27 protein-coding genes are annotated in these 26,075 nt (G+C 52.4%); 8 read left to right on the forward strand and 19 right to left on the reverse strand.

The features are described 5' to 3' along the window. Positions 1-202: 202 nt before the first annotated feature. Genes OGX83_RS14460 through yobA form a run of 3 tightly spaced genes read right to left on the reverse strand, consistent with a single transcriptional unit; the run spans position 203 to position 1,812 of the window. A complete protein-coding gene (locus OGX83_RS14460) occupies positions 203-541 on the reverse strand; it encodes a YebY family protein (RefSeq protein ID WP_032943770.1) in 339 nt (112 codons plus the stop codon). Between the two features lie 20 nt (positions 542-561). Further along, positions 562-1,434, reverse strand: coding sequence for a copper homeostasis membrane protein CopD (gene copD, locus OGX83_RS14465; protein WP_032943772.1), 873 nt, complete (start codon positions 1,432-1,434; stop codon positions 562-564). A gap of 3 nt (positions 1,435-1,437) precedes the next feature. Continuing rightward, entirely contained in the window at positions 1,438-1,812 is a 375-nt protein-coding gene (gene yobA / locus OGX83_RS14470; RefSeq protein WP_286588379.1) for a CopC domain-containing protein YobA, read from the reverse strand. Positions 1,813-1,955: 143 nt separating this feature from the next. On the opposite strand from yobA, the gene OGX83_RS14475 reads away from it, so the two are divergent. The 3 genes from OGX83_RS14475 to exoX all read left to right on the forward strand — a co-directional run bounded on the left by OGX83_RS14475 (position 1,956) and on the right by exoX (position 3,635). Beyond that, positions 1,956-2,186 carry a DNA polymerase III subunit theta gene (locus tag OGX83_RS14475; RefSeq protein WP_003034925.1) on the forward strand — a complete coding sequence of 77 codons (231 nt, stop codon included), beginning with the start codon at positions 1,956-1,958 and terminating at the stop codon, positions 2,184-2,186. Between the two features lie 106 nt (positions 2,187-2,292). Then, a complete protein-coding gene (locus OGX83_RS14480) occupies positions 2,293-2,949 on the forward strand; it encodes a carbon-nitrogen hydrolase family protein (RefSeq protein ID WP_008785043.1) in 657 nt (218 codons plus the stop codon). 23 nt (positions 2,950-2,972) lie between these two features. Further along, complete coding sequence (gene exoX, locus OGX83_RS14485; protein WP_003833802.1) at positions 2,973-3,635, forward strand: exodeoxyribonuclease X; 663 nt, start codon at positions 2,973-2,975, stop codon at positions 3,633-3,635. Here the strand turns inward: exoX and ptrB are convergent. The 4 genes from ptrB to yebG all read right to left on the reverse strand — a co-directional run bounded on the left by ptrB (position 3,626) and on the right by yebG (position 7,286). Then, complete coding sequence (ptrB, locus tag OGX83_RS14490) at positions 3,626-5,680, reverse strand: oligopeptidase B (RefSeq protein ID WP_286588382.1); 2,055 nt, start codon at positions 5,678-5,680, stop codon at positions 3,626-3,628. The two genes, exoX and ptrB, sit on opposite strands and share 10 nt — an antisense overlap. An 86-nt stretch (positions 5,681-5,766) precedes the next feature. Then, positions 5,767-6,426, reverse strand: a complete 660-nt coding sequence (locus OGX83_RS14495) for a tellurite resistance TerB family protein (RefSeq protein WP_048235202.1) — start codon at positions 6,424-6,426, stop codon at positions 5,767-5,769. A 94-nt stretch (positions 6,427-6,520) separates the two neighbouring features. Then, the gene (gene yebF, locus OGX83_RS14500; RefSeq protein ID WP_020996626.1) at positions 6,521-6,874 is read right to left on the reverse strand and encodes a protein YebF; all 354 of its coding nucleotides are present in this window, start codon (positions 6,872-6,874) and stop codon (positions 6,521-6,523) included. Positions 6,875-6,995: 121 nt separating this feature from the next. Next, on the reverse strand, positions 6,996-7,286 hold the full coding sequence (yebG, locus tag OGX83_RS14505) for a DNA damage-inducible protein YebG (RefSeq protein WP_032943780.1): 291 nt from the start codon (positions 7,284-7,286) through the stop codon (positions 6,996-6,998). 132 nt (positions 7,287-7,418) lie between these two features. Here yebG and purT point away from each other — a divergent pair, with 132 nt between their 5' ends. After that, on the forward strand, positions 7,419-8,597 hold the full coding sequence (purT, locus tag OGX83_RS14510) for a formate-dependent phosphoribosylglycinamide formyltransferase (protein WP_079934737.1): 1,179 nt from the start codon (positions 7,419-7,421) through the stop codon (positions 8,595-8,597). Between the two features lie 67 nt (positions 8,598-8,664). Here the strand turns inward: purT and kdgA are convergent, their stop codons facing one another. From kdgA to zwf, 3 genes are all read right to left on the reverse strand, one after another. Next, the gene (kdgA, locus tag OGX83_RS14515) at positions 8,665-9,306 is read right to left on the reverse strand and encodes a bifunctional 4-hydroxy-2-oxoglutarate aldolase/2-dehydro-3-deoxy-phosphogluconate aldolase (RefSeq protein WP_003034901.1); all 642 of its coding nucleotides are present in this window, start codon (positions 9,304-9,306) and stop codon (positions 8,665-8,667) included. Between the two features lie 34 nt (positions 9,307-9,340). Continuing rightward, entirely contained in the window at positions 9,341-11,152 is a 1,812-nt protein-coding gene (gene edd / locus OGX83_RS14520) for a phosphogluconate dehydratase (protein ID WP_286588384.1), read from the reverse strand. Between the two features lie 233 nt (positions 11,153-11,385). Next, entirely contained in the window at positions 11,386-12,861 is a 1,476-nt protein-coding gene (gene zwf, locus OGX83_RS14525; protein WP_003833817.1) for a glucose-6-phosphate dehydrogenase, read from the reverse strand. 364 nt (positions 12,862-13,225) lie between these two features. Here zwf and OGX83_RS14530 point away from each other — a divergent pair, with 364 nt between their 5' ends. Both OGX83_RS14530 and pyk read left to right on the forward strand, forming a co-directional pair. Next, a complete protein-coding gene (locus OGX83_RS14530) occupies positions 13,226-14,095 on the forward strand; it encodes a MurR/RpiR family transcriptional regulator (protein WP_003034893.1) in 870 nt (289 codons plus the stop codon). Positions 14,096-14,214: 119 nt separating this feature from the next. Beyond that, positions 14,215-15,657 carry a pyruvate kinase gene (gene pyk, locus OGX83_RS14535; protein ID WP_003034890.1) on the forward strand — a complete coding sequence of 481 codons (1,443 nt, stop codon included), beginning with the start codon at positions 14,215-14,217 and terminating at the stop codon, positions 15,655-15,657. Positions 15,658-15,703: 46 nt separating this feature from the next. Here pyk and lpxM read toward each other — a convergent pair whose 3' ends face one another. From lpxM to znuA, 3 genes are all read right to left on the reverse strand, one after another. Then, complete coding sequence (gene lpxM / locus OGX83_RS14540; protein WP_071446178.1) at positions 15,704-16,675, reverse strand: lauroyl-Kdo(2)-lipid IV(A) myristoyltransferase; 972 nt, start codon at positions 16,673-16,675, stop codon at positions 15,704-15,706. 119 nt (positions 16,676-16,794) lie between these two features. Then, positions 16,795-18,114 (reverse strand): murein DD-endopeptidase MepM, encoded by a 1,320-nt coding sequence (mepM, locus tag OGX83_RS14545; RefSeq protein ID WP_003833825.1) that lies wholly within the window; start codon positions 18,112-18,114, stop codon positions 16,795-16,797. Positions 18,115-18,129: 15 nt separating this feature from the next. Then, positions 18,130-19,074 carry a zinc ABC transporter substrate-binding protein ZnuA gene (gene znuA, locus OGX83_RS14550; RefSeq protein WP_048225779.1) on the reverse strand — a complete coding sequence of 315 codons (945 nt, stop codon included), beginning with the start codon at positions 19,072-19,074 and terminating at the stop codon, positions 18,130-18,132. A gap of 78 nt (positions 19,075-19,152) precedes the next feature. Here znuA and znuC point away from each other — a divergent pair, with 78 nt between their 5' ends. After that, positions 19,153-19,908 carry a zinc ABC transporter ATP-binding protein ZnuC gene (gene znuC / locus OGX83_RS14555; RefSeq protein ID WP_003833829.1) on the forward strand — a complete coding sequence of 252 codons (756 nt, stop codon included), beginning with the start codon at positions 19,153-19,155 and terminating at the stop codon, positions 19,906-19,908. Beyond that, the gene (gene znuB, locus OGX83_RS14560; protein ID WP_003034874.1) at positions 19,905-20,690 is read left to right on the forward strand and encodes a zinc ABC transporter permease subunit ZnuB; all 786 of its coding nucleotides are present in this window, start codon (positions 19,905-19,907) and stop codon (positions 20,688-20,690) included. The genes znuC and znuB overlap by 4 nt, the downstream gene beginning before the upstream one ends. 78 nt (positions 20,691-20,768) lie before the next feature. Here the strand turns inward: znuB and ruvB are convergent, their stop codons facing one another. The 6 genes from ruvB to aspS all read right to left on the reverse strand — a co-directional run bounded on the left by ruvB (position 20,769) and on the right by aspS (position 26,025). After that, on the reverse strand, positions 20,769-21,779 hold the full coding sequence (gene ruvB / locus OGX83_RS14565; RefSeq protein WP_003034872.1) for a Holliday junction branch migration DNA helicase RuvB: 1,011 nt from the start codon (positions 21,777-21,779) through the stop codon (positions 20,769-20,771). An 8-nt stretch (positions 21,780-21,787) separates the two neighbouring features. Beyond that, positions 21,788-22,399, reverse strand: coding sequence for a Holliday junction branch migration protein RuvA (ruvA, locus tag OGX83_RS14570; protein ID WP_043016727.1), 612 nt, complete (start codon positions 22,397-22,399; stop codon positions 21,788-21,790). An 80-nt stretch (positions 22,400-22,479) separates the two neighbouring features. Beyond that, a complete protein-coding gene (gene ruvC, locus OGX83_RS14575) occupies positions 22,480-23,001 on the reverse strand; it encodes a crossover junction endodeoxyribonuclease RuvC (RefSeq protein WP_003034867.1) in 522 nt (173 codons plus the stop codon). Between the two features lie 34 nt (positions 23,002-23,035). Further along, positions 23,036-23,779 (reverse strand): YebC/PmpR family DNA-binding transcriptional regulator, encoded by a 744-nt coding sequence (locus tag OGX83_RS14580; RefSeq protein WP_003833836.1) that lies wholly within the window; start codon positions 23,777-23,779, stop codon positions 23,036-23,038. A 28-nt stretch (positions 23,780-23,807) separates the two neighbouring features. Next, positions 23,808-24,251, reverse strand: a complete 444-nt coding sequence (gene nudB, locus OGX83_RS14585) for a dihydroneopterin triphosphate diphosphatase (protein ID WP_003034863.1) — start codon at positions 24,249-24,251, stop codon at positions 23,808-23,810. 1 nt (position 24,252) lies between these two features. Then, entirely contained in the window at positions 24,253-26,025 is a 1,773-nt protein-coding gene (gene aspS / locus OGX83_RS14590) for an aspartate--tRNA ligase (protein WP_003833841.1), read from the reverse strand. Positions 26,026-26,075 lie beyond the last annotated feature (50 nt).

The following is a 26,075-nucleotide window of genomic DNA, read 5'->3' on the forward strand; positions in this document are numbered from 1 at the left end:
AGCCGTGCGCTAAAAGTTGGCATTAATGCAGGCTAAGTTACCCTGCCATTTAAGAATAGATGACAGCGCCAGGTTTTCCAGTCCGCGACTAAAGTGGCCGGAAAAAAAGGACGTTTGTTACGCATCCAAACGCAAAAACCGCAAGTTCTCCTGCGAGATTCTTGCGGTTTTTTATTGGAAATCAGAGCGCTACATCTGACAATTAGCAGAGCTTTTCTGCACGCTCTACAAACGGTGCCAGGCTCATTTTTTCGCCCGGTTTCGCCGGATCATCAATCTGGATAATCTCGATCGGCTTTGCCGTGACTTTTCCGCTCTCCACCTGCTGTCTGGCGACATCATTCAACGGGTATTGCACCAGCGTACTGGGATTGATGACATACAGCGCGTTACCTGGACGGCAGGTCAGCATCACCTCTTCCCGATTAAACGCCCACTTATCTTTGCCAACCTCAAAACGGCTGACGGTAATGACCTGCGGCGCAGCCAGCGCGGCTCCGGAGCTTGCCAGGAGTAATAAAGAGATAATGATTTTTTTCATGCGTTTCGCCAGTCCATCAATCAGAAAGGTTCAAGGGTTGCAAACAAGCTGACAATCGCCAGCACAACGGCTCCTATACCCCATTCCAGCTTGGTCATCCAAATAAAATAGAGAGTCATGCCACGGTTATCCTGCCGCATGCGTGGTACCAGAACATACCGATTCACCAGCGCAATCGCCACCATTAACATGACCAGGGCACCTTTTAACAAAAGCAGTCGCCCGTAAGCCATGTGCCAGGGAACAGAAAAACCGACAATAAACAGCGCATTCATAATACCGGTTAGTAAAACACCGATAACGAAAAGATGCCCATAGCGTGAGAAGCGCATCATGGTACTGATGGCCTGTTCCCGCCAGCGACCTTGCGCCATTCGCATACAGTAAAGTACGGGCAGCAAACCGCCGAACCAGGCGGCAGCGCATACCAAATGTAAGGCGTGGTTAACCTGCTGGATTGCGCCAGGGATACCGCTGTGCAGCGTCGCATGTCCGACGCCAGCCAGCAAAATAAACTGCGCAATTGTCAGCATTAACAGCAGTCGCGGCATACTGCGCGGCACCATGATGGTCACCACCAGCGTGACCAACGCGAGGATAATCTGCCATAACCAGACGCCGCCAAATTGCGTTTGCAACACGGCGAGCCAAACATCTGGAGAGACAACATCCCTCCAGCCTGAGCCCATTAACCCACCCTGAATCGCCAGCATCAGCGTCGCGCTGATAAAGCTCCACGTCGCAGCATGCCGTTGCAGACGTAAAAAACGCCGCATCATTAAACGACGAACCGAAACGGGGGCCAGCCATGCGCCGTAAAGCGCACAGCCAAACACCAGCATCAAAGCGGTAAAATGGATAAACCGTAGCGCAACCCAGGTAAATGCCAGCATTGGTTATTTCACGCTAAAGGTATATTGCCCCTTCGTCTTGTGACCATCCACGGAGACAACGTGCCAGTCGACCGTATATTTTCCTGCTTCAAGCGTTTGATCAAGCGGAACAATCAGCTGCGTTTTGTCCTGCTCACTGCGCGATGCCTTGCCCGTTTTGATCTGTTCTTTGTTAGGACCGGTCAGCGTTGCACCGCTGAATCCCGGCTCTATGCCTTCAGAAAAATTCAGCGTCAACGCCTGAGGAGATGCCGCCACTTCAGCGTTAGCCGCCGGACTTTGTTTTGTGAGGTGGGCATGCGCCAATGCCGCAGGTGTTGCCAGAACGCTGGCGAGTACGATGAGCGCGTTGCGAAGCATAGATGCAGATGAAGCCATTTCAACTATTCCTTTTTGTTATGTCTAACTTGTAGAGAATAACCTTCTACAATGGTCGAGTCGAGAATCATCATTTCTGTCTTGCCATTAACGCACACTCTTAGTAACTTTGCGCGCCGAAAGACAGAGAAAAGGAGAAGCCCATGAACATCAATCTGGCCAAACTTGAGCAAGCGGAAATGGATAAGGTCAATGTCGATCTGGCTGCGGCTGGAGTGGCATTTAAGGAGCGATACAATATGCCCGTTGTTGCAGAAGTTGTTGAACGCGAACAGCCAGAGCATTTACGCGACTGGTTCCGCGAAAGACTCATCGCGCACCGCCTGGCATCCGTTTCGCTTTCACGTTTACCATACGAGCCTAAAGTTAAATAAAACTTATATTACGTTACGATTCCTTACATGACGCCTGCTACAGTATAAGCATATTCTTAATCCACACATTAAGGATGGTTGTAGACACTATGAAAAGGAAATCATTATGTCATACTGGAAAATCGCAGCAGCACAATACGAACCTCTTCACACCTCAGTTACCGAACATGTCGCGCATCACCTGCAATTCATTCATGCGGCAGCTCAATGCCAATGTGAATTGCTGGTCTTCCCTTCCCTCTCATTGCTGGGTTGTGTTGATGAGAATGACGCGCTTCCTGCCCCACCCGATGAAGCGCTGTTAGAACCTCTCGCACATGCCGCCGCGACTTATCGCATGACGATAATTGCGGGACTACCGGTAGAACATAACAACCGGTTCGTGAAAGGCATTGCGCTTTTCTCTCCCTGGATGACTTCGCCATTAACCTTCCATCAGAGCCACGGGGCTTGTATTGCCAGACAGCGAAATGCCATCAGCGTTGTAGATAGCCAACCGGAAGGCATTGATATCGACCCGGCTTATTCGCTGTTCACCAGCTGCCAGTCAGTCAGTGAACCGGAACTGCTCTCCTCTACATCTCGTCTACAAAGTTTCTCACATAAATTCGCCATCGCGGTATTAATGGCCAATGCGCGGGGTAGCAGTGCGTTATGGGATGAACGAGGTCGATTGATTGTTCGCGCAGACAGCGGTTCGTTGCTGTTAACCGGCCAACGCACGCCACGGGGTTGGCAAGGTGATATCATTCCATTACGCTAGTCGTTTTGGGTCAGGAGCATGGCATGTTGCGCATAATAGATACAGAAACCTGTGGTCTACAGGGAGGCATTGTTGAAATTGCTTCTGTCGACGTGGTTGACGGAAAAATAGTCAACCCCATGAGCCACCTGGTACGCCCTGACCGCCCCATCAGCCCACAGGCGATGGCTATACATCGCATTACTGAAGCAATGGTGGCCGATAAGCCATGGATTGAAGACGTCATCCCGCAGTATTACGGCAGCGAGTGGTACGTGGCGCACAATGCCAGCTTTGACCGCCGCGTATTGCCCGATATGCCCGGGGAATGGATTTGCACCATGAAGCTCTCCCGTCGGTTGTGGCCGGGGATCAAATACAGCAACATGGCGCTGTATAAATCGCGCAAGCTGAGCGTCCAGACGCCAGCAGGTCTCCACCATCACCGCGCCCTGTACGATTGCTACATTACTGCGGCACTGCTGATCGACATCATGCAGACGTCAGGCTGGACAGCCGATCAAATGGTCGATATTACCGGCCGTCCCGCGTTACTCACTACTTTCACTTTTGGTAAGTACCGCGGAAAACCGGTATCAGAAGTAGCTGAACGCGATCCGGGCTATCTGCGCTGGTTATTTAATAACCTTGACAATATGAGCCCGGAACTGCGATTAACGCTAAAACACTATTTGGATCACGCCTGAGCAGGCAGCGTTCCCTGCGCCAGTCCAATCAAAAAAGCGTACTCAAGGGCCACGCCTTCGTAAGATTTAAAACGCCCGGATTTACCGCCGTGTCCGGAATCCATATCCGTGCAAAGTAGCAGCAAACGATCGTCCGTTTTCAGCTCACGCAGTTTTGCCACCCATTTTGCTGGCTCCCAGTATTGCACCTGGGAATCGTGTAATCCCGTCGTGACCAGCAGATGTGGGTATGCCTGCGCGGTTACATTGTCATACGGGCTGTAGCTTTTCATATAGGTGTAATACTCTTCGTCCTGCGGATTACCCCACTCTTCAAACTCACCGGTCGTCAGGGGAATTGATTCATCGAGCATTGTGGTTACCACATCGACAAACGGCACCTGAGCAATAACACCATGGAAGCGTTCCGGGCGTTCATTAATGGCGACGCCCATTAACATGCCTCCGGCGCTTCCGCCCATGCCATAACATAACTCAGGCGCGCCATAGCCCATTTTTAGCAACGCATCACAGACGTCGAGGTAATCATTAAAAGTATTTTTCTTGTGCAGAAACTTACCGTCCTCGTACCACTGTTGTCCTAATTCACCACCACCACGCACATGGGCAATAGCATAAACAAAGCCACGATCCAGTAAGCTCAAACGGCTGCTGCTGAAATCGGCATCCATGCTGGCGCCATATGATCCATAGCCATAAACCAGTAACGGATTTTTTCCTTTCAGGAAATACTTTTGATGATAAACCAGCGAAACCGGAACCTCGGTGCCATCACGCGCAGTTATCCATAGGTGTTCGCTACGGTAATTCGCCGCATCAAATCCGGGGACCTCCGTCTGCTTAAGCACACGACGTTCCCCGGTGTCCATATCCAGTTCAAACAACGTGTCCGGGGTGGTCATGGAGGAATAGCCATAGCGCAGACGCGATGTCTCCGGCTCTGGATTATAGGCCAGCCAGGTCACATAAGCCGGATCGTCAAAGGCGATCCCGACCACTTCGCGCGTTTTACGATTAATCTGTCGTAGGCTGGTTAAGCCCCGCTGACGCTCTTCTACCACCAGCCAGTCAGTGAATAGCGTAAAGCCCTCCAGCATCACGTTGTCGCGCGCAGGGATCAGCGTCTCCCAGGCTTGCTCATCACGAACGCGGGTACGATACAGGCCGAAATTTTTCCCCTGACGGTTGGAGCGCAGATAAAAATTGTGTTGATAGTGATCGAGACTGTATTCATGGTCTTTGCGTCGCGCTAAAAAGACCAACGGTTCGGCATCCGCCAGTTCTGCGTCAAGCAGTAAAACCTCACTGGTGGTCGCGCTGGCGATATGAATAACCACATAGTGTAGCGAGGTGGTTTTATGCAGGCTGACATAAAACATATCATCGGCTTCTTCATACACCAGCTCATCCCGTGACGATGGCGAGCCGACCGTATGTCGCCACACCTGATACGGCAATAACGTTGTTTCGTGCTTGCGCACGTAATAGAATGTCTGAGAATCATTCGCCCAGACCAGATCCGCTTCGACGTTTTCCAGCACTTCCGGATACCAGTTGCCGCTTTGCAGGTTGCGAAAACGCACGCCATATTGCCGGCGAGAGAGATAATCTTCGGCCAGCGCCATGATGGTGTTATCCGGAGATATCACCAGTCCTCCCAGCGTATAAAACTCGCTGTGTGCCGCGCGCTGGTTCCCATCCAATAGAGTATCCCAATCATCCCACTCTTCACTGAGGGCAGACTGACGCTGATAAATAGCATATTCGCACCCCGGTTCATAAATATGCCGGTAGCGATAACCATTCTTCACATAGGGGGCGGATGCATCCTGAGGCGGGATACGGTCGATAATCTCTTTCAGGACGCGATCCTGCAAAGCCTGCTGCGAGGCCATAACCTGGCGGCCATACGCATTTTCTTGTTGCAGATAATCCAGCACTTCTGGCTTCGAGCGGGTGTCATCTCGCAGCCAGTAATAATTATCAACACGAGTATCGCCATGCTGCGTCATGGCGTGGGGAATACGAGAAGCTTTTGGTAGCATGTCATTGTTCTTTTGCTTAAACATCCTATAAGGGTGGCAAAAGACAGCAATGATGCAAGCGAAACATGCACCTTAGCGGTAAGTAATTAACCCGGTAAAGCCTGTTTTTGTTCTTTGAGATCCTGTTCAATACCTTCACGAACATCCTGCGGGATCTTCAACGCATCGCCCAGCGCATTGAGATAGCTACGCTCCATAAAGTGGTCGATATCAATCGCCGCACAGCTCAGGAAGTAAATTTCTAGCGCTTCTTCTTCGTTGCGGATCCCTTGCGCCAGGCGCTGGGGATCTAACGGTTGTTCAATGGCTCGTTCAATCAGAACTCGGCCCTGCTCTTCCACGCCCGCTTCACGAAGCTGCTGCTCAATGGCCGCTCGTTCTTTAGCATCAATATGACCGTCGCTTTTCGCCGCAAAAACCAGCGCCAGGATCAGACGCTCGGTTCGCTCATCCAGCGGTGAGCTTTGTACGCCGAACTGCGGCTCATCCTGATGCGCAGCGCGAACTTTATCTTTGTACTTGTTCCATAACACGGTACCGGCAACCGCACCGCCGCCCACCAGAAGCGCGCTGGTGCCGTATTTACTCAGTAATTTACGTGAAGATTTGTTGGCAACCAGTAATCCTGCCAGACCGCCTAACGCGCCTGGAACCAGAAGTTTACTCAGCCCTTGCTCGCCAGAAGATGACGTGGAGGATCCTTTTTGCCCAAGAAGAGATTGTAGTTGATTCAGCCAATTAGCCATTTTGCCCCTCAAGTACAGACGAATAATCATCAAAGCGTACCCGAGGGGATGTCAGGAAGTGTTCAGGTCATCAAAAGATGTGCAAATACCTGCGTTACTGCGGCTGATACTCCGCTGTTCCGGCTTTGCAGTCGACTTTTACCTGATAGTGAATATCCGCGCTTTTACCGCGAACCGTCAGGGGAACTGACCATTTCCCGTCTTTGCCCGTAATATCGGGCGTGTTGACCCAGGCGACAGGGTCGGCTTGCCCGACGAGTTTTTGATCGTCAGCCCAGCGCGCGATGCGATTTTGCTGATAGTCACGTTTCACGCTTGCCGCAATACCGTCAGCATCCAGTCCTTCGCACTTGGGGAACTGAACATTCTTGCTTTCCATATTCGCCGCAAATACCGATACGCTGGCAGACAATAACAGCAGGCTCAATAACGCTCTTTTTTTATACATTCTTTTCTCCTTAATCTCCCCTTCATCCTTCAGGTTGCCTGCGGCAACGTGAAATAACGTCAGAGATTGCACAATGATTCAGGGAAAAGCATGGTACAAAACGTCAGGAGCGCAAGTCGTTTCAGGCAGCCTGAGTATCATCCTCAGTATGTGCATCGTTTTCGACAGCCTGTGGCGAAGGCAGCTTGCCGTTTTTCAGAATGGCGCTCAGCACATCTTTTTGCTCAGCCAGCCACAGGGAAAGAGCTTCACGCTGCTCGTCTTCGAGCGCTACCGGCGATTGCTCCAGCCATGTGTCGAGCAGATCTGCTGTATCCAGCATTTTGTCATACGCATCGGCTTCCTTTTTGCTGGTAAACGACATTTTTTCCTCACCTTCCCGAATGACTACGTATTTAACTTCAACCGCCATTTTTGCAGCCTCTTAAATTACCTGTATTTATGTACAGTATATTCTTTTTAAGCCCTGAAATCAACCTGGTAATAAAGACAGACGCAAACGTTTTCGTATATACTGCGCCCAGATAAAACAGGGGATTAATTTATGACGTTATTAGGCACAGCGCTGCGTCCCGCAGCAACGCGAGTGATGTTATTAGGTTCAGGTGAACTGGGTAAAGAAGTGGCGATTGAATGCCAACGCCTGGGTGTGGAAGTCATTGCCGTGGATCGTTACCCCGACGCGCCAGCCATGCACGTTGCCCATCGCTCCTACGTAATTAACATGCTGGATGGCGAGGCATTACGCCAGCTTGTCGAACGTGAAAAACCACATTACATCGTGCCGGAAATAGAGGCGATTGCCACGGATATGCTGATCAAACTGGAACAGGAAGGTCAACACGTTGTGCCTTGCGCACGAGCGACCCAACTGACCATGAACCGGGAAGGAATCCGTCGCCTCGCCGCCGAAGAATTGTCTTTACCCACATCATCTTTCCGTTTTGCAGACACCGAAACACGCTTTCGTGAGGCCGTTGCCGAAATCGGCTATCCCTGCATTGTGAAGCCGGTCATGAGTTCTTCCGGCAAGGGGCAGAGCTTTATCCGTTCAGCCGATCAGCTCACCGAGGCGTGGAACTATGCTCAACAGGGAGGCCGGGCAGGTGCCGGGCGCGTTATCGTCGAAGGCGTAGTGAATTTTGATTTTGAAATCACCCTGCTAACCGTCAGCGCCGTTGATGGTGTGCATTTCTGCGCGCCGGTAGGTCATCGCCAGGAAGATGGCGATTATCGCGAGTCCTGGCAGCCGCAGCAGATGAGTGACCTGGCGCTTGCGCGCGCGCAGGAGATTGCCCGCAAGGTGGTACTGGCGCTGGGCGGTCACGGACTGTTTGGCGTGGAGCTGTTTGTCTGCGGTGATGAGGTGATTTTCAGCGAAGTCTCCCCTCGCCCTCACGACACGGGTATGGTGACCTTAATTTCGCAGGATCTGTCTGAGTTTGCCCTGCACGTACGTGCATTTCTCGGTCTGCCCGTTGGCGAAATCCGCCAGTATGGACCTTCTGCTTCCGCCGTTATTCTGCCGCAACTTACCAGCCAGAATATCACGTTTGATAACGTGCAAGCCGCTGTAGGTGCGGGTATGCAAGTGCGTTTCTTTGGCAAGCCGGAAATCGACGGGAGCCGTCGTCTGGGCGTTGTGCTGGCCACAGCGCAGAGCATTGAAGATGCGGTGATACGCGCAAAAGACGCAGCCGCACAGGTGAAAGTCGCAGGATAAAAACCAGACCCGCAGGCCGGATAAAGCATTGATGCCATATCCGACCTACGGTTTACGCATTAACGGCTTACTGCTTCGCGCCTTCTACTGCTTCACGAGCCAGCTTGGTAATACGATCGTAATCACCCGCTTCCAGCGCATCCGCCGGAACCAGCCAGGAACCACCGATGCACAGCACGCTTTTCAGTGCCAGGTAGTCACGGTAGTTCGCCGGAGAGATACCGCCGGTTGGGCAGAAACGCACCTGAGAGAACGGACCCGCAATTGCCTGCAGCGCTTTGGTACCACCATTTGCTTCAGCAGGGAAGAATTTGAACTCTTTCAAACCGTAGTCCATACCCAGCATCAGTTCAGACACGGTGCTGATACCAGGGATCAGCGGAATAGTGCCTTCCGTTGCGGCTTTCAGCAGCGGCTCGGTCAGGCCCGGGCTGATAGCAAACTGCGCACCGGCTTCGGTTACTTCAGCCAGCTGTTGCGGATTCAGTACAGTACCTGCACCAACGATAGCGTCCGGAACTTCTTTTGCGATCGCGCGAATGGCATCCATCGCACATGCGGTACGTAAGGTCACTTCCAGAACGCGCACGCCGCCTGCAACCAGCGCTTTTGCCATCGGCACTGCGTGTTCCAGTTTATTAACCACGATAACCGGTACAACCGGGCCAGTGGTCAGGATTGCTTCTGCACTTGTCTTCCAGTTTTTCATCAGAGTTTTCTCTCGCCTGATTACAAAATAAGTCTTAAAAAGTGACACAGGTTGCGCCCTGTTCCGCACCGGACAGCTTTTCACGCAACGCGCTGAACATTTCACGGCCTGTGCCCACGCGCGATGCGCTGAGGTCAGGAATGTGAGGCTGACGAGAAGCAAGTTCCTCTTCATCAACCAGCAGCGTCAATTCACCTGTCTGTCCATTCACACGAATGATGTCGCCATCGCGTACTTTTGCCAGCAGCCCGCCATCATAGGCTTCTGGGGTTACATGGATTGCTGAAGGCACTTTACCTGAAGCACCTGAAAGTCGTCCATCGGTAACTAACGCAATTTTGAAACAACGGTCCAATAATACACCAAGTGGCGGCATGAGTTTATGTAATTCTGGCATTCCGTTTGCTTTTGGTCCCTGATGGCGCACAACGACTACGCAATCACGGTCGAGCAGTCCCGCATCGAAGGCCGGCAATACATCATGCTGACTTTCAAAAACAACCGCGGGCGCTTCAATTACCTGATTTTCTACCGGAACCGCCGACGTTTTCATCACAGCACGTCCGAGGTTACCGCTCAGCACTTTGGTACCGCCGTGGTGGGAGAATGGCTGATCGATGGTAGCAATCACATTGCTGTCCAGAGACTTCGCTGCCCCTTCGCGCCAGTCCAGCTCACCATCGTTAAGCCAGGGTTCCATGGTGTAACGCGACAAACCAAACCCGGCAACGGTGTTCACATCTTCATGCAGCAGACCCGCGTTCAGCAGTTCGCGCATTAACACCGGCACGCCACCCGCTGCCTGGAAGTGGTTAATATCTGCCGGACCATTCGGATACAGACGCGCCATCAACGGCACGATATCGGACAGATCGGAGAAGTCGTCCCAGTTAATCAGAATCCCGGCTGCGCGCGCCATCGCAACCAGGTGCATTGTATGGTTGGTTGACCCCCCGGTCGCCAGCAGCGCGACAATACCGTTCACCACTACTTTTTCATCGATCATTTTACCGATCGGCATCCATTCATTGCCGTTACCGGTCAGACGCGTTACCTGACGAGCAGCTGCGGCGGTCAACGCCTCGCGCAGCGGGGCATCCGGGTGTACGAATGAGGACCCAGGCAGTTGCATCCCCATAAACTCCACCACCATTTGGTTGGTGTTTGCCGTGCCATAGAACGTACAGGTCCCCGGTGCGTGATAAGACGCCGCTTCGGATTCAAGCAGCGCCATGCGATCGACTTTGCCTTCAGCATACAGCTGACGGATACGCACTTTTTCTTTGTTCGCCAGACCACTCGCCATCGGGCCGGAGGGAATAAAGATCGAAGGCAGATGACCAAATGACAGTGCCGCCATCACCAGACCCGGGACAATTTTGTCGCACACGCCAAGGAATAATGCGCCGTCGAACATATTGTGTGAGAGGCCGACAGCAGCCGACATCGCAATCACTTCGCGACTCAGCAACGAAAGCTCCATCCCATCCTGTCCCTGGGTCACACCGTCGCACATCGCAGGAACACCGCCAGCGACCTGGCCTACCGCATTGGCTTCATGCAGCGCTTTACGAATGATGTCCGGATAATGTTCGTACGGCTGATGCGCGGAAAGCATGTCGTTATAGGAGGTAATGATCGCGATATTGTTACGCAGCATGCTTTTCAGCGAGGCCTTGTCATCCGGCTGGCAGGCAGCAAAACCATGCGCCAGGTTACCGCACGCCAGTTGTGAACGATGAACGGTAGTCGATTTCGCTTGTTCAATACGGGCAAGGTAGGCGGAACGCGTGTCGCGAGAACGTTCGACAATTCGTTTTGTTACGCGTAACAAATTCGGATTCATAGAGGCTCCTAAAATTTATCTGTCAGAGCGTTGGATCAACAATGTGTTTCAGTTGGGTTAAAAGCAGCTGAATCGCTTGTTAGCCGTAGCTCAGGGGCAAAATCGTTTCAGGCAGTGTAATAAAAAAAGCCCCGCGGGTGAATCCACGCGGAGCTTAAAAGTGCAAAAATTATTCTACAATCTGTGTTAGATCATGTTACCGGTAAAATAACACCTATGGGCTAGATGATATTTTACTCGAATTCGTTCCATGAACGACCATCACGGGTAATCATGGCCACAGAGGCAACCGGTCCCCAGGTGCCGGCCTGATACGGCTTCGGTGCGTCGTTGTCCATTGCCCAGGCTTCGGTAATAGAATCGACCCACTTCCATGCTTCTTCAACTTCATCTCGACGCACAAACAGCGCCTGAATGCCGCGCATCGTTTCAAGCAGCAGGCGCTCATAAGCGTCGGCCAGATGCGTTTGGTTGAAGGTTTCGGAGTAGCTCAGGTCAAGTTTGGTAATTTGCAGGTTATGCTTGTGATCCAGTCCCGGCACTTTGTTCAGTACCTGGATATCGACACCTTCATCAGGCTGCAAACGGATAGTCAGCTTGTTCTGCGGCAGGTCCTGCCAGGATTCTCTGAACAGGTTCAGCTCAGGCGTTTTGAAGTAAACCACCACTTCAGAGCACTTGGTCGGTAAACGCTTACCGGTACGCAGGTAGAACGGTACGCCCGCCCAGCGCCAGTTATCGATATCCACACGGATCGCCACAAACGTTTCAGTGTTGCTGCTCTTGTTCGCGCCTTCTTCTTCCAGGTATCCCGGAACTTTTTTGCCCTGGGCAAAACCGGCGGTGTACTGACCACGAACTGTCTTTTCACGTACGTTCGAACGATCGATGCGACGCAGTGATTTCAGTACTTTCACTTTTTCATCACGGATGCTGTCGGCGCTCAGATCGGACGGCGGAGACATCGCGATCATGCACAGGATCTGCAGCAGGTGGTTCTGGATCATGTCGCGCATTTGACCGGCCTGGTCAAAGTAGCCCCAGCGCCCTTCAATGCCCACTTCTTCCGCCACGGTAATTTCTACGTGGTCGATAGTGCGGTTATCCCAGTTATTCACAAACAGGGAGTTGGCAAAACGCAGTGCCAACAGGTTCAGTACCGTCTCTTTGCCGAGATAGTGGTCGATGCGGTAAACCTGGCACTCTTCGAAATACTCGCCAACCTGATCGTTGATTTCACGAGATGTTGCCAGTGACGTGCCCAGCGGTTTTTCCATCACCACGCGGGCAGGCTTAGCATTCAGCTTTGCTTCACCCAGACCTTTGCAGATCGCGCCAAAGGTGCTTGGCGGCATTGCGAAATAGTTGATGGTGGTACGCGATTTTTGATCCAGCATTTTGCCCAGACGCTTAAACGCGGCGGTGTCGTTGACGTCCAGGTTACAAAACTCAAGACGACCGCTGAGGGTTTCCCACAAACTTTCATCAATTTTTTCTTTCATGAAGGTTTCGAGCGCTTCGCGCACAACCTTGGTATAGGCTGCTTTGTCCCAGTCGGCACGCCCAACCCCAATGATGCGGGTATCCGGGTTAATCTGGCCGGCCTTTTCCAGTTGATACAGGGAAGGCAGCAATTTCCGTCGCGCCAGGTCGCCCTTCGCGCCGAAAATGACCAGATCACATGCCTGGGCTGTTTGCGTTACCGCCATGTCATTCTCCTCAATTAAGTGCCTGGTGCTTTTGCCAGACACTGGTTGTAATTTTATTACAGTGCACTGTACTGCTTTTACGTGAATCCGGAAACCGTAAACGCTTATCCAGCCGTGCTGTTACCGCGAACAGCCGCTTTATTGGCGTATAACCCATCAAAATGGATAAAAAAGTCGTCTTTTTCGTACCCATGAAGAAGTATGAAAATCCGACTCCGATCATGTAATGAAAAAAAACAACAACTATTTTGTCCATTTTGCCCCGTTGCTGCACTAGCAGGGGTACTATCTACCAGAGTTACCGCTCGATTTCTCCTTATCGTTGAAATCGTTTTTGCCCATGACCCATGAGTCTACCTACATCATGAATATGCTGGAAAAAATCCAGTTAAAACTGGAACATTTGAGCAAGTCAGAGCGTAAAGTCGCCGACATTATTCTTGCCTCTCCCGAACGGGCAATTCACTCAAGCATCGCTGCGCTTGCTGTAGAAGCCAACGTCAGCGAACCGACGGTGAACCGTTTCTGTCGTAGCATGGATACGCGCGGCTTCCCTGATTTTAAACTGCATCTGGCACAAAGTCTGGCAAATGGTACCCCTTATGTTAATCGCAATGTGGATGAGGATGACAGCGTAGAATCTTATACGGGGAAAATCTTCGAATCGGCGATGGCAAGCCTTGACCACGTTCGTCAGTCGCTGGATAACGCGGCGGTAAACCGGGCGGTAGATTTGTTAACCCAGGCGAAGAAAATCGCCTTCTTTGGTTTAGGTTCTTCCGCCGCGGTCGCACACGACGCGATGAACAAATTTTTCCGCTTTAACGTACCGGTAATCTATTCCGACGACATTGTCCTGCAACGGATGAGTTGTATGAATTGTAGCGACGACGACGTCATTGTGCTTATTTCTCATACCGGAAGAACCAAAAGTCTGGTTGAACTGGCGCAGTTAGCAAGGGAAAACGACGCTATGGTTATCGCCCTCACCTCTCCCGGCACGCCACTGGCGCGTGAAGCCACGCTGGCTATTACCCTCGATGTACCGGAAGATACTGACATTTATATGCCCATGGTCTCTCGACTTGCTCAACTGACCGTGATAGATGTGCTGGCTACAGGATTTACTTTGCGCCGAGGGGCAAAATTTAGAGATAACTTGAAGCGTGTCAAGGAAGCGCTCAAGGAATCGCGTTTTGATAAAGAATTACTCATCAAGAGTGATGACCGCTAAAAGCAATAACAATGTTCTACCCTTTTATCATCCGGGTCGTTCATTTTACCGTTAATGTTTGAGAACGGCCGGATTAATGTTCACGCAACACCTAGTTGTTTCAGTCAACGGAGTATTACATGTCCAGAAGGCTTCGCAGAACCAAAATCGTTACCACGTTAGGCCCGGCAACTGACCGCGATAACAACCTTGAGAAGATTATCGCCGCGGGTGCGAACGTCGTACGTATGAACTTTTCCCACGGCTCTCCAGAAGATCACAAACTGCGGGCGGATAAGGTCCGTGAAATTGCCGCAAAACTGGGACGTCATGTAGCTATTTTGGGTGACCTGCAGGGACCTAAAATCCGCGTATCTACCTTTAAAGAAGGTAAAGTTTTTCTTAATGTTGGCGACAAGTTCCTGTTAGACGCCAACCTCGGTAAAGGCGAAGGCGACAAAGAAAAAGTCGGCATTGATTATAAGGGACTGCCTGCAGACGTCGTGCCTGGCGATATCCTGCTGCTCGACGACGGGCGCGTACAGCTTAAAGTGCTGGAAGTTCAGGGCATGAAAGTCTTCACCGAAGTCACTGTCGGTGGCCCGCTGTCCAATAACAAGGGCATCAACAAACTGGGCGGCGGTCTCTCTGCTGAAGCCCTGACCGAAAAAGACAAAGCCGACATCATTACCGCAGCGCAAATCAGCGTTGACTATTTGGCTGTCTCCTTCCCGCGCTGCGGCGAAGATCTAAACTATGCCCGCCGTCTGGCGCGCGACGCCGGTTGCGATGCGAAAATTGTCGCCAAGGTAGAACGTGCAGAAGCCGTCTGCGACCAGAATGCGATGGATGACATCATCCTGGCTTCTGACGTAGTGATGGTAGCCCGTGGCGACCTGGGTGTTGAAATCGGTGACCCTGAGCTGGTAGGTATTCAGAAAGCGTTGATTCGCCGTGCGCGTCAGCTGAACCGTGCGGTCATCACCGCCACACAGATGATGGAGTCGATGATCACCAACCCAATGCCGACTCGTGCGGAAGTGATGGACGTGGCTAATGCCGTCCTCGACGGCACCGATGCCGTGATGCTCTCTGCCGAAACAGCAGCAGGTCAGTACCCGGCGGAAACCGTCGCGGCAATGGCGCGCGTTTGCCTGGGTGCAGAGAAGATCCCAAGCATCAACGTCTCTAAACACCGCCTTGACGTGCAGTTTGATAACGTTGAAGAAGCGATTGCGATGTCAGCGATGTACGCTGCTAACCACCTGAAAGGGGTCACCGCTATCATCGCTATGACGGAGTCCGGTCGTACTGCGCTGATGACTTCTCGTATCAGTTCCGGTCTGCCAATTTTCGCGATGTCTCGTCATGAACGTACGCTGAATCTGACCTCTCTGTATCGCGGTGTCACCCCGGTTCACTTTGACAGCGAAACAGATGGCGTGGTTGCCGCCAATGAAGCAGTGAACCTGCTGCGCGATAAAGGCTATCTGGTTTCCGGCGATCTGGTGATCGTGACACAGGGCGATGTGATGAGCACTATTGGCTCAACTAACACCACGCGTATCCTGACTGTCGAGTAACACCAGCGTTTGATGTAAAAAAGCCTCTCGTTTGAGAGGCTTTTTTTTATTTCTTCGGATAGAGATCTTTGCGCTTATAGGGCTCAATCTCGCCGGGTTTACGCGTCTTAAGCAGTTTCAGTATCCAGGTGTATTGTTCGACATGAGGCGTGACAAAAATTTCCACCTCTTCGTTCATTCGTCTGGCAATGGTGTGGTCATCCGCTGTCAGGATGTCATCCATCGGAGGACGGACCTTAATCGTCAGGCGGTGAGTTTTACCGTCATACACCGGAAACAGCGGCACTACACGCGCGTGGCAGACCTTCATCAAGCGACCAATTGCCGGTAACGTTGCTTTATAGGTAGCAAAAAAATCGACAAACTCGCTGTGCTCAGGCCCATGGTCCTGATCCGGCAGGTAGTATCCCCAATATCCCTGACGTACAGACTGAATAAACGGTTTGATGCCATCATTACGCGCATGTAATCGACCTCCGAAACGACGGCGTACCGTGTTCCAGACGTAATCAAATACCGGGTTTCCCTGATTGTGGAACATTGCTGCCATTTTCTGTCCCTGGGAAGCCATCAGCATCGCCGGGATATCTACGCCCCAGCCATGAGGAACGAGAAAAATCACTTTTTCATCGTTGCGGCGCATCTCTTCGATGATTTCAAGGCCCTGCCAGTCAACCCGATTCTGAATTTTCTCCGGCCCGCGCAGGGCGAGTTCCGCCATCATGACCATCGCCTGAGGGGCGGTCGCGAACATCTCATCGACAATGGCTTCGCGCTCAGCTTCGCTGCGTTCAGGAAAACAAAGGGATAAATTGATCAGCGCTCTGCGACGTGAGCTTTTTCCCAAGCGTCCAACCATCCGTCCGAGCTTTGCCAGAATAGGATCGCGAAATGACGCTGGCGTTAACGCAATCCCAGCTATCGCCGCTACACCCAGCCAGGCGCCCCAGTAGCGCGGATGGCGAAATGATTTATCAAACTCAGGGATATACTCAATATTCTTTTTTTTCGTTTCCATGCTCTTCCAGTGTCTGGTGCCGCGAAAAGTAAATCTGCTGATAGTGTAGCGGCGCACCGTGCGCCGTACAAAATAAAAAAGCCGGCACGCATCGCGTACCGGCTTTATCAGTGTGCTAATTAATCAAAACGTAGCTGAGGCATAACTTCTTTCACCTGCGCCAGATAATCGGTGCGATCCGAGCCGGTCAGACCTTCTGTACGCGGCAGTTTCGCCGTCAGAGGGTTCACGGCCTGCTGGTTGATCCACACTTCGTAGTGCAGATGCGGACCTGTTGAACGCCCGGTGTTACCTGACAGCGCGATACGATCGCCACGTTTCACTTTTTGACCTGGTTTCACCAACAGCTTACGCAGGTGCATATAACGGGTGGTGTAGGTGCGACCATGACGAACCGCAACATAGTATCCGGCAGCGCCGCTACGCTTCGCTACAACCACTTCACCATCGCCTACCGACAGTACCGGCGTCCCCTGCGGCATCGCAAAGTCGACACCTTTGTGCGGCGCTACGCGTCCAGTCACCGGATTCAGGCGACGCGGGTTAAAGTTCGAGGAGATGCGGAACTGTTTCGCCGTCGGGAAACGCATGAAGCCTTTCGCCAGTCCGGTACCGTTACGGTCATAGAACTTACCATCTTCAGCACGGATGGCGTAATAGTCTTTGCCTTCAGAACGTAAACGCACGCCCAGCAGTTGGCTTTGCTCGCGCTTACCGTCCAGCATTTCGCGAGACATCAGCACAGAGAACTCATCGCCTTTTTTCAGTTTGCGGAAATCCATCTGCCACTGCATGGCCTTAATCACTGCGCTGATTTCAGAGCTGGTCAGTCCGGCCTCTTTGGCGCTGGCGACGAAGCTTCCGCCCACCGTGCCTTTGATACGGCTGTTAACCCAATCGCCCTGCTGCATTTCGCTGCTCATTTTGAAACCTGTCGCAGTACGATCGTAAGTGCGGGTTTCACGGCGGGACACTTCCCAGGTCAGACGCTGCAGGTCACCTTCCGCGCTTAAGGTCCAGGATAACTGCTGACCAATTTTCAGATTGCGTAGTTCTTTATCAGAAGCAGCGAGCTGACTGATGTCACCCATATCGATGCCGTACTGATTAAGAATACTGCTCAGCGTATCACCTGTAGAGACGACATACTCATGCACGCCGGCTTCACCAGACGTTTTGTCATCCAGTTCATCCTGCGGAATGGCTTCGTCTTCCTGCGCGGCCTGATCGATAGGTTCACTGGCCTCAGGCAACAGTGAACGAATTTCGCTTTTTTCCAGCTCGATAGTTTTAACGATGGGTGCAGAATCGGGATGGTAAACATAAGGCCGCCAGACGGCGACGGCCAATGTCAGTACGGTAAGCGACCCCAGCATAACGCGATGGGGTCGCGGCAGATTATTAAATGCCAGAGCGACAGAGCGGGCTATCTGTTGCACGTATTCACTTCCTCATTAATCTCCTTTCAGGCAGCTCGCATACTGGTTGGCTAATTGGTTCAAAAACGCTGAATAGCTTGTTTTACCCAGTTTGATATTCGTTCCGAGCGGATCCAACGTTCCCATTCGAACGGATGTCCCTCTCGCGACGGCTTCAACGACCGCTGGCCTGAACTGTGGCTCAGCAAAAACGCAGGTTGCTTTTTGCTCAACCAACTGTGTTCTTATTTCATGTAAACGCTGCGCACCAGGTTGAATCTCAGGGTTCACGGTAAAGTGACCAAGCGGTGTTAGTCCGTAGTGTTTTTCGTAGTAGCCATAGGCGTCATGAAAAACGAAATAACCTTTTCCCTTGAGCGGTGCGAGCTCGTTACCTACCTGCTTATCGGTTGCGGCTAATTGTGCCTCAAAATCCTTCAGGTTGGCGTCAAGTTTGGCTCGACTTTGCGGCATAAGTTCCACTAATTTTTCATGGATTGCAACCGCTGAGGCCCGCGCTATCTCTGGGGAAAGCCAAAGATGCATGTTGTAATCGCCATGATGGTGATGCTCGTCACTTTTTTCACCGCCAGCATCATTGTGTCCATGATCGTCATCGTCGTCATCGGCACCTTTCATGAGTAACGGTTTCACGTCATTGAGCTGCGCAATCGTTACCTGTTTCGCGTTAGGAATATTCTTGACTGACTTTTCCATAAACGCTTCCATCTCAGGTCCAATCCAAACAACTAAGTCCGCGCCCTGTAAGCGTTTTACGTCTGATGGACGCAGTGAATAGTCATGTTCGGAAGCCCCGTCAGGCAGGAGAACCTCAGTGTCTGTTACCCCGTCTGCAATGGCTGAAGCAATAAACCCCAGCGGCTTGAGTGAGGCCACCACAGCGGCATTTGCTGCCTGTGTTGCACTACCCCAAAGAGCAGCGGATAATGCTGCGAAAAGAAGCGTATTTTTATGTAACATAATGCGACCAATCATCGTAATGAATGTAAGAAATGTGATATTATAACATTCTATAACTTCTGCAAGACTAAAATTGATATGACGACTTTGGTTTCACTGGAAAATGTCTCGGTCTCTTATGGTCAACGCCGCGTCCTGTCTGACGTATCGCTTGAACTTCGACCCGGTAAAATTTTAACGCTTCTCGGCCCAAATGGTGCCGGGAAGTCTACGCTGGTGCGCGTTGTATTAGGGCTGGTAGCGGCTGATGAGGGAGTAATCAAGCGTAATGGTCAATTGCGGATTGGCTATGTACCGCAAAAACTGTACCTAGATACTACGCTGCCACTGACGGTAAGTCGGTTTATGCGCTTACGTCCCGGCACCAAAAAAGAGGATATCCTTCCGGCACTGAAGCGCGTTCAGGCCGGGCATCTGATGGATGCGCCGATGCAAAAGCTCTCTGGCGGGGAAACGCAACGCGTCCTGTTGGCCCGTGCTTTATTGAATAAACCTCAGCTACTGGTGCTCGATGAACCAACCCAGGGCGTGGATGTCAATGGGCAGGTCGCACTGTACGACCTTATAGACCAGTTGCGACGTGAACTGGATTGCGCCGTACTGATGGTTTCCCATGACCTGCATCTGGTGATGGCCAAAACCGATGAGGTACTGTGCCTGAACCATCATATTTGCTGTTCCGGTGCGCCGGAAGTGGTTTCTATGCACCCGGAATTCATCTCAATGTTCGGGCAACGCGGCGCCGAACAACTCGGAATTTACCGTCATAATCACAATCACCGCCACGATTTACAGGGTCGTATCGTCTTACGCCGGGGAAATGGTCACTCATGATTGAATTGTTATTACCCGGTTGGTTAGCCGGGATCATGCTGGCCTGTGCCGCTGGCCCACTCGGCTCGTTTGTAGTCTGGCGTCGAATGTCTTATTTCGGTGATACGCTGGCCCACGCTTCGCTGCTGGGAGTCGCCTTTGGCCTGCTGCTGGATGTAAACCCTTTCTATGCGGTTATCGCCGTCACCCTGTTGCTGGCTGGCGGTCTGGTATGGCTGGAGAAGCGCCCTCACCTTGCGATCGATACCTTGCTGGGTATTATGGCGCACAGCGCGTTGTCATTGGGGCTGGTTGTTGTCAGCCTGATGTCCAACATCCGTGTGGATCTGATGGCTTACCTGTTTGGTGATTTGCTCGCCGTGACGCCAGAAGATCTTATCTCCATCGCCATCGGCGTGGTTATTGTTCTGGCGATTCTGTTCTGGCAGTGGCGTAACCTGCTGTCGATGACCATCAGTCCGGATCTGGCATTTGTCGATGGCGTGAAGCTGCAACGCGTGAAGCTGCTGCTGATGCTGGTTACGGCGTTAACGATTGGCGTGGCGATGAAGTTTGTCGGGGCTCTGATTATCACCTCACTGCTTATCATCCCTGCGGCGACCGCCCGTCGCTTTGCCCGTACGCCGGAGCAGATGGCAGGGGTTGCCGTTGGAGTGGGAATGATAGCGGTTACAGGCGGGCTGACCTTCTCGGCCTTCTATGACACCCCGGCTGGTCCTTCCGTGGTGCTGTGCGCCGCGCTGCTGTTTATTTTCAGCATGATGAAAAAGCAAGCGAGCTAAGCATGCGTTGCCCGGTGGCGCTGCGCTTACCGGGCCTACAAAATCGCCCAGGCCTGATGAGCGTCGCGACATCAGGCATTAAGGCATCTGTGGCGGTGTAATGCCAAAATGGTTCCAGGCGCGCACGGTTGCCATACGTCCACGCGGCGTACGTTGTAGAAAACCTTGTTGAATCAGATACGGCTCCAGCACGTCCTCAATGGTTTCACGCTCTTCCCCAATCGCCGCTGCCAGGTTATCCAGTCCTACCGGCCCGCCAAAGAATTTATCGATAACCGCCAGCAGCAGCTTACGGTCCATATAATCGAATCCTTCCGCATCCACATTGAGCATATCCAGTGCCTGGGCGGCAATATCAGCCGAAATCGTGCCGTCATGCTTCACTTCAGCGAAATCGCGTACCCGGCGTAATAAACGGTTGGCGATACGCGGCGTACCGCGGGCGCGGCGTGCCACTTCCAGCGCGCCTTCATCGCTCATTTCCAGGCCCATAAAGCGTGCGCTACGCCCAACAATGTGCTGCAGGTCTGCCACCTGATAGAACTCCAGGCGCTGCACAATACCAAAACGGTCACGCAGCGGAGAGGTTAACGACCCGGCGCGCGTCGTCGCCCCGATTAGCGTGAACGGCGGCAGATCGATCTTAATCGAACGGGCAGCCGGTCCTTCACCAATCATGATATCCAGCTGATAATCTTCCATCGCCGGATACAGCACCTCTTCCACCACCGGTGACAGACGATGAATTTCATCGATAAACAGCACATCGTGGGGTTCAAGGTTGGTAAGCATTGCCGCCAGATCACCCGCTTTTTCCAGTACCGGACCGGACGTGGTACGCAGATTAACGCCCATTTCATTGGCGACAATATTGGCAAGCGTAGTTTTACCAAGACCAGGAGGACCGAAAATCAGCAGGTGATCGAGAGCATCACCGCGCAGCTTCGCCGCCTGGATAAAAATCTCCATTTGCGAACGAACCTGAGGCTGGCCAATATACTCTTCCAGCAATTTTGGGCGAATCGCACGATCCACCAGATCTTCAGGGGTAGTGCTGACAGCCGAAATCAGGCGATCTGCTTCAATCATCCTTTACCTCACAATGCCGCGCGAAGCGCTTCACGAATCAGGGTTTCACTGCTGGCATCAGGGCGGGCAATTTTGCTCACCATGCGGCTGGCTTCCTGTGGTTTATAGCCCAACGCCACCAGCGCAGCAACCGCTTCCTGCTCGGCGTCGTCCGTTGTCGGGCTTGCCGGAGACGTCAGGACCAGATCCGCTGCAGGTGTAAAGAGATCACCATGCAAACCTTTAAAGCGGTCTTTCATTTCTACAATCAGGCGTTCTGCGGTTTTCTTACCAATACCCGGTAATTTCACCAGCGCGCCCAGCTCTTCGCGCTCTACGGCATTAACGAACTGCTGAGCAGACATACCGGAGAGGATCGCCAGCGCCAGCTTCGGCCCCACGCCATTGGTTTTGATTAACTCTTTAAACAGCGTGCGCTCTTGCTTGTTGTTAAAGCCATACAATAGCTGAGCATCTTCTCGCACCACAAAATGGGTGAAAATAATCGCTTCTTGCCCGGCTTCCGGCAACTCGTAGAAACAGGTCATCGGCATATGCACTTCATAGCCTACCCCGCCCGTTTCCAGAAGGACCAGCGGGGGTTGTTTTTCAAGAATGATGCCTCTGAGTCTGCCTATCACGTGACGCTCCTGCGTTAAGGGCTAAAAGGTAATGCGCTATCATAAAAAAAGGCTGGATAGATATCCAGCCTCATTTGTCACTAACGTAACCGACCTCGCGCCAAATTCAGCCTCGACTCGCTCATTTGCATGGCGTTCTGACTGACATGGCAGTGGGTAATGGCAATCGCCAGCGCATCCGCGGCATCCGCTTGCGGATTCGCCGGGAGTTTTAGCAGCGTGCGTACCATATGCTGGACCTGGCTTTTTTCCGCGCTACCGATCCCCACCACGGTCTGTTTTACCTGGCGGGCCGCGTATTCAAAGACCGGTAGATCCTGATTGGTCGCCGCAACGATTGCCACGCCGCGAGCCTGTCCCAGCTTTAGCGCCGAGTCGGCGTTCTTCGCCATAAAAACCTGCTCAATGGCAAAATAGTCCGGCTGAAACTGGGTGATGATTTCCGTCACGCCCGCGTAAATCAACTTCAGACGTGACGGGAGATCGTCGACTTTGGTGCGAATGCAGCCGCTGCCGAGGTAGGTCAGCTGCCTGCCGACCTGACGAATAACGCCATAACCGGTGATGCGAGACCCCGGGTCAATGCCGAGAATAATAGACATCACGCATCTCCTGTTATTTTATGGCTTAACCACATCATTCTAAGGTGGCAGCAACCTCATCGGAGATTTCACCGTTGTGGTAAACTTCCTGCACGTCGTCGCAGTCTTCCAGCATATCGATCAGACGCATCAGCTTCGGCGCTGTTTCTGCATCCATATCCGCTTTGGTGGATGGGATCATAGACACTTCAGCTGCGTCCGCTTTCAGACCAGCCGCTTCCAGCGCGTCACGCACTTTGCCCATCTCTTCCCACGCGGTGTAAACGTCAATTGCGCCGTCGTCGAAGGTCACAACGTCTTCAGCACCTGCTTCCAGCGCCGCTTCCATGATGGCGTCTTCGTCGCCCTGTTCAAAGGAGATCACGCCTTTTTTGCTGAACAGATAAGCCACGGAACCGTCGGTACCGAGGTTACCACCCGTTTTCGTGAACGCGTGACGCACTTCCGCAACGGTACGGTTACGGTTGTCAGACAGACATTCAATCATAACGGCTGTACCGCCAGGACCGTAACCTTCATAGATGATGGTTTCCATGTTGGAATCTTCATCACCACCCACACCGCGCGCGATTGCACGGTTCAGGGTGTCACGGGTCATGTTGTTAGCCAGCGCCTTATCAACCGCTGCACGCAGACGCGGGTTAGCATCCGGATCGCCGCCGCCCAGTTTAGCCGCCGTCACCAGCTCACGAATTATTTTGGTGAAAATTTTACCGCGTTTAGCATCCTGCGCTGCTTTACGGTGTCTGGTGTTGGCCCATTTACTATGACCTGCCATAAATAATATCTCCAAAAAGCGCGCCTTTTCAGGCGACGTTAATTACAAACTCTTCAATCGCCTGCCGGTTACTCCACGACTTGGTTAATTGGGCGGCTTCAACCGCATTAACCCAACGATAGGTCAGATGTTCGGTGAACACGATCTCTCGTTCTGAGGGAAGTGCCAGGCAAAACCAGGATTCAGTATTACGTTCAATTCCCGGTGCATAGCGATGACGTAAATGGCTAAAAATCTCAAACTCCACCGTGCGCTGACAGTCAATTAAGGTCAGTTGCTCAGATGCAACATCAATGGCGACCTCTTCCTTTACTTCGCGCATAGCGGCTTGCGACGCGGTTTCACCTTCTTCAAGGCTGCCGGTGACCGACTGCCAGAAATCAGGATCGTCGCGTCGCTGTAACATCAGCACTCTCCCGGTGTCCTTTGCATAAATCACGACTAACACCGAGACAGGCTGTTTATATGTCATATCAGTTATTCTCGGCCTTCTTAACAACCTGAATGCTCAGTTCCGCCAGCGCAGCTGCGTTGGCAAAGCTTGGCGCTTCAGTCATCAGACACGCTGCAGCCGTGGTTTTCGGGAAAGCAATAACGTCACGAATGTTGTCAGTACCGGTCAACAGCATAGTCAGACGGTCCAGACCAAACGCCAGGCCCGCATGCGGCGGTGTACCATATTTTAGCGCATCCAGCAGGAAGCCGAATTTCTCACGCTGTTCTTGCTCATTAATGCCCAGAATACCGAATACGGTTTGCTGCATGTCGCCGTTGTGAATGCGCACGGAACCGCCGCCTACTTCGTAGCCGTTGATGACCATATCGTACGCGTTGGCAACCGCGTCTTCCGGCGCTGCTTTCAGCTCAGCGGCCGTCATATCTTTCGGCGCGGTGAACGGGTGGTGCATTGCGGTCAGGCCGCCTTCACCATCGTCTTCAAACATTGGGAAGTCGATAACCCACAGCGGCGCCCATTTGGCTTCGTCGGTGATGTTCAGGTCTTTACCCAGTTTCAGACGCAGCGCGCCCATCGCGTCGGCAACCACTTTCTTGTTGTCGGCACCGAAGAAAATCATGTCGCCGTCTTGTGCACCGGTACGTGCCAGAATCGCTTCCACAATTTCTGCGTTCAGGAACTTAGCTACTGGGCTGGTAATACCTTCCAGACCTTTCGCACGTTCGGTGACTTTGATGTAAGCCAGGCCTTTCGCGCCGTAAATCTTGATAAAGTTACCGTAATCGTCGATCTGCTTACGGCTCAGCGCAGCACCGCCCGGTACACGCAGAGCAGCTACGCGGCCTTTCGCATCGTTTGCCGGGCCAGAGAACACTGCGAACTCAACGTCTTTCACCAGATCGGCGACGTCAACCAGCTCCATCGGGTTACGCAGGTCTGGTTTATCGGAACCGTAACGACGCTCAGCTTCGGCAAAGGTCATGATCGGGAAATCACCCAGATCGACACCTTTCACTTCCAGCCACAGATTACGCACCAGCGCTTCCATCACTTCACGCACCTGCGGTGCGGTCATGAAGGAAGTCTCAACGTCGATCTGGGTAAATTCAGGCTGACGGTCAGCACGTAAGTCTTCATCACGGAAGCATTTAACGATCTGATAGTAGCGGTCAAAGCCAGACATCATCAGCAGCTGTTTAAACAACTGAGGTGATTGCGGCAGCGCGTAGAATTTACCTTTATGTACGCGAGAAGGTACCAGGTAATCGCGCGCGCCTTCCGGCGTCGCTTTGGTCAGCATCGGTGTTTCGATGTCGAGGAAGCCGTGGTCGTCCATAAAACGACGCACCAGACTGGTGATTTTGGCACGCGTTTTCAGGCGCTGCGCCATTTCAGGGCGACGCAGATCTAAATAGCGATACTTCAGTCGCGCTTCTTCGGTGTTGACGTGGTTAGAGTCCAACGGCAGCGAGTCTGAACGGTTGATGATGGTCAGATCGGAGGCCAGCACTTCAATTTCGCCCGTCGCCATATCGGCGTTGACGTTTTTCGCGTCACGCGCACGCACGGTGCCCGTAACCTGGATGCAGAACTCATTACGCAGTTCGGAGGCCAGCTTTAACGCGTCCGCACGGTCCGGATCGAAAAATACCTGCACGATACCTTCGCGGTCGCGCATATCGATAAAGATCAGGCTACCAAGATCACGACGACGGTTGACCCAACCACACAGAGTCACCTGCTGCCCCTCGTGGGACAGACGTAGCTGTCCGCAATATTCTGTACGCATGAGATATCCCTTAACTTTGCCGCAGGCGGATTGTCACCTGTCTCGCAGAT

Source organism: Citrobacter sp. Cpo074 (genome assembly GCF_030332745.1).
GTDB classification, from domain to species: domain Bacteria; phylum Pseudomonadota; class Gammaproteobacteria; order Enterobacterales; family Enterobacteriaceae; genus Citrobacter; species Citrobacter portucalensis.

Coding starts and splice junctions, on each gene's coding strand:
- OGX83_RS14460 (WP_032943770.1), bottom strand. CDS start 541: ATGAAAAAAATCATTATCTCTTTATTACTCCTGGCAAGCTCCGGAGCC.
- copD (WP_032943772.1), bottom strand. CDS start 1,434: ATGCTGGCATTTACCTGGGTTGCGCTACGGTTTATCCATTTTACCGCT.
- yobA (WP_286588379.1), bottom strand. CDS start 1,812: ATGGCTTCATCTGCATCTATGCTTCGCAACGCGCTCATCGTACTCGCC.
- OGX83_RS14475 (WP_003034925.1), top strand. CDS start 1,956: ATGAACATCAATCTGGCCAAACTTGAGCAAGCGGAAATGGATAAGGTC.
- OGX83_RS14480 (WP_008785043.1), top strand. CDS start 2,293: ATGTCATACTGGAAAATCGCAGCAGCACAATACGAACCTCTTCACACC.
- exoX (WP_003833802.1), top strand. CDS start 2,973: ATGTTGCGCATAATAGATACAGAAACCTGTGGTCTACAGGGAGGCATT.
- ptrB (WP_286588382.1), bottom strand. CDS start 5,680: ATGCTACCAAAAGCTTCTCGTATTCCCCACGCCATGACGCAGCATGGC.
- OGX83_RS14495 (WP_048235202.1), bottom strand. CDS start 6,426: ATGGCTAATTGGCTGAATCAACTACAATCTCTTCTTGGGCAAAAAGGA.
- yebF (WP_020996626.1), bottom strand. CDS start 6,874: ATGTATAAAAAAAGAGCGTTATTGAGCCTGCTGTTATTGTCTGCCAGC.
- yebG (WP_032943780.1), bottom strand. CDS start 7,286: ATGGCGGTTGAAGTTAAATACGTAGTCATTCGGGAAGGTGAGGAAAAA.
- purT (WP_079934737.1), top strand. CDS start 7,419: ATGACGTTATTAGGCACAGCGCTGCGTCCCGCAGCAACGCGAGTGATG.
- kdgA (WP_003034901.1), bottom strand. CDS start 9,306: ATGAAAAACTGGAAGACAAGTGCAGAAGCAATCCTGACCACTGGCCCG.
- edd (WP_286588384.1), bottom strand. CDS start 11,152: ATGAATCCGAATTTGTTACGCGTAACAAAACGAATTGTCGAACGTTCT.
- zwf (WP_003833817.1), bottom strand. CDS start 12,861: ATGGCGGTAACGCAAACAGCCCAGGCATGTGATCTGGTCATTTTCGGC.
- OGX83_RS14530 (WP_003034893.1), top strand. CDS start 13,226: ATGAATATGCTGGAAAAAATCCAGTTAAAACTGGAACATTTGAGCAAG.
- pyk (WP_003034890.1), top strand. CDS start 14,215: ATGTCCAGAAGGCTTCGCAGAACCAAAATCGTTACCACGTTAGGCCCG.
- lpxM (WP_071446178.1), bottom strand. CDS start 16,675: ATGGAAACGAAAAAAAAGAATATTGAGTATATCCCTGAGTTTGATAAA.
- znuA (WP_048225779.1), bottom strand. CDS start 19,074: ATGTTACATAAAAATACGCTTCTTTTCGCAGCATTATCCGCTGCTCTT.
- znuC (WP_003833829.1), top strand. CDS start 19,153: ATGACGACTTTGGTTTCACTGGAAAATGTCTCGGTCTCTTATGGTCAA.
- znuB (WP_003034874.1), top strand. CDS start 19,905: ATGATTGAATTGTTATTACCCGGTTGGTTAGCCGGGATCATGCTGGCC.
- ruvB (WP_003034872.1), bottom strand. CDS start 21,779: ATGATTGAAGCAGATCGCCTGATTTCGGCTGTCAGCACTACCCCTGAA.
- ruvC (WP_003034867.1), bottom strand. CDS start 23,001: ATGTCTATTATTCTCGGCATTGACCCGGGGTCTCGCATCACCGGTTAT.
- OGX83_RS14580 (WP_003833836.1), bottom strand. CDS start 23,779: ATGGCAGGTCATAGTAAATGGGCCAACACCAGACACCGTAAAGCAGCG.
- nudB (WP_003034863.1), bottom strand. CDS start 24,251: ATGACATATAAACAGCCTGTCTCGGTGTTAGTCGTGATTTATGCAAAG.
- aspS (WP_003833841.1), bottom strand. CDS start 26,025: ATGCGTACAGAATATTGCGGACAGCTACGTCTGTCCCACGAGGGGCAG.